Below are 2,755 nucleotides of genomic sequence, written 5' to 3'. Positions count from 1 at the left end.
GTTCGTTGCGCCGCTCTGCGATATGGCAAACCCCGCTGCTCCAGCAATTGTAAGCAGTCGGGATTAACTTCCAAGCCGGTCCAATGATGTCCAGCCGCGATGAGCGCTGGGCCGTAGGCACCTGCTCCGCATCCGACGTCCACGGTGGAACTGCATGGGGATAGGTAATCAAGGACGAGACGCAACATCTCGACGCCTGGTTCCAGCACTGGCGGTCCGGAGCCATAAATGTCTTCCCGATGAAGCACCCTGCCTTGCCACGGGAAAACCACATCACCAAAATGGCGTTTCTGGAGACGAGCTGGAACAAGATTAACGGACACTTCGCCAATGAAATATTCAGGGCCATCCTCATTCCACGACGCAGTCAGTTCGATTGTAGCATCGCGTGACTCCTCGGTCCGCCCACCCGCGCGGGCTAGGAAACGGAATCCAGTAGGCACATCGTGAGACAGAGACATAAACTTGGAGACATCCGGACGCGCAAATAGCAGCCGAGTTTCTCCGATCGGGGCGCCCTCAAGCCACGCGCGCACTCGACACGTTGCGGGATCGCGACCTTCGGTAAAAATCCAGCCCGCGATCGAGATGCACTCATCGTAAACGGCCTGAGCGGGCCGAGGAGCATCAATGTATTTATGCATGTGCTGGAGCTTTTCGAATCGCATCGTAATCGCCTTAGGTGTGTTCTCTCTTCACTTACGAACTTCGCTCGGTCACCGCAAATTTGCCCAACGGCAGGAGAGACTTCACGCCACGCCGATCGCGTTATTTGCGATAGCGATTAGGCGTCTTACGGGAAATTGTGTTTCAAAAATGAGAATGCCGCCGTCATTCGTGCGCCAGCGATAAGGCATCACAGCGCAATTACACCGCGATCGTGCGGGATAAGAACAACACCACCGGGGCTCCGCTCGTAAGTGTACGATCTGCAGCCTGTAATAAGGTCAGCTTTGCAACTGTTGTTTACTTCGAAGGCCTTATTGCCTCGCTACCGCGGCTCTATCTAATTTCCTGCCAAAACTATTGGCGCAAGCACTTAGAAAAACGTTCGTCATTTGCCTACGACGAAATCGGCGCGTGCCCGAGAAAGATTGGGATTGTAATAAGGATCCTGCTCTAAAATGTCAGACCAGCGTTGGCGCATAATCGCTTCGTTGGTGAGGTCACGCTCCTCGCGTGCGGGCGTATTCGAGTAAAGCTTCGCTAATGGGGTGTAAACAATCAGATAACCGGCGCGCCGCATTTTCAGACACAGATCGATGTCTGCCAAGCCGTCCGAGAGCGCCTCATCGAATCCGCCGATCTGTTGAAAAACATCCCGGCGCGTCAACATGCATACTCCAGAGACTGCACTGTAGTTGCGAATCATCTGCAACTGACGGTTCACACCTGGATGTTCTGCAGGGAAACCGTGAAAAGCGGACTGCGCAATTCCATTCACGCCAAGAACGAAACCAGCATGTTCAATCGTGTCCTTCGGACTGATCAATCGGGCGCCTACTGCGCCGACCTCGGGCCGCTGCACATGCTCAGCCATGATTGTGAGCCAATCGGCTTCGATCGGTTCGGCGCCAGGATCCAGAAACAGGAGCCACGGGCTGTCGGTCTGTTGCACCGCGTAATTTTTGGTTGCTGAAGCATTCGCCGCGTCTCGGAAACGCAGCACCCGGAAATCTCCGCAACGGTCGTGGACTTTGTCCCGGTCGCCTAGTTGAAGGACCACAATGTCATAATTCGGATAGCTCGTTTTGCTGATCAAGTTTTCTATCAATCGCTTGAGCGATTCCGAGTCGTGGGAACTCGGAATGATCACCGAAATTTTTCTGGGTTCCAGCAACTCGCGTCTGACACAAAAGGCGTGGGTGCGCCAGTCCACGGTGACATGCGCGGCCTCGCCGCGGCGTTTCAGGTGAGCTTCGATCGCGCGCCACGAGGCTTCGAGCTGCCCTGGCTTTTGGCGAACATCGCTGGCGCTTGAATTGTCGCTGCGACGCCAATGATAGAGCACCCGCGGAATATGCTGAATTCGGTTGGTTCGCTCGCTAACACGCAGGAGAAGATCGTAATCTTGTGAGCCATCAAATTCCGGTTGGAATCCCCCAACCTCTCGCACAAGATCCCGGCGCAAAAAAATCAGGTGACACAAATAATTGCAGGACAGAAAGAAGTCCGGCGACCAGTCCGGCTTCAGTATCGGTGAATCGAAACCCTGCTCCGTGAGCTTATCTTCATCTGAATAAATCAGATCGACTGCGGGATTTTCCTGAAGCAACCTGACATTTTGGTAAAGAGCATCGGGCTCAAGGACATCATCATGATCGAGAAATGCGACCCACTCGCCGCTGGCGAGATCAAGGCCTTTGTTTAATGCGGCCGAGATGCCTTGATGGCTCTCAAGCCTAACGAGACGAATCCGCCGGTCACGCGCGGCCAAAGCAGGCAACGCACGCAGCAGGTCGGTAGTAGTCGATCCATCGTCGATCAGTAGAAGCTCCCAATTTTCGTAAACTTGCGCTAACACAGACTCGATCGCCTCGCAGAGCCACGGAACCGGAGTGTCGAATACGGGTGTGAGTATGCTGATGAGCGGTTGCGAAACGAAACTGCGCGCCTCAACGCGCATCCGCTGCAACTCCTGCGTACTCGCGCGATGACGCTGAAACCATTGCTGGTATTCGCTTTGTGCAACAGAGTTCCCGGGCGTCGGCTTCTGCTGTTGAAGCTTTCTCCATACTCTCTTTGCAGGTTTTTC

2 protein-coding genes are annotated in these 2,755 nt (G+C 54.4%); both read right to left on the bottom strand.

All coding sequences use genetic code 11. From position 1 onward, the window contains the following. Nucleotides 1-668, bottom strand: a 668-nt coding sequence (locus tag DMG62_23810) for a hypothetical protein (protein PYY20265.1), incomplete at its 3' end; no start/stop codon positions are given. A gap of 386 nt (nucleotides 669-1,054) precedes the next feature. After that, a partial coding sequence (locus DMG62_23805; GenBank protein PYY20264.1) for a glycosyl transferase family 2 occupies nucleotides 1,055-2,755 on the bottom strand: 1,701 nt, incomplete at its 5' end.

Source organism: Acidobacteriota bacterium (assembly GCA_003225175.1).
In the GTDB taxonomy this organism is placed as follows: Bacteria; Acidobacteriota; Terriglobia; order Terriglobales; family Acidobacteriaceae; genus Gp1-AA112.
Note: the sequence above shows the minus strand (reverse complement) of the source record. Positions and strands in the feature narration are given on the sequence as shown.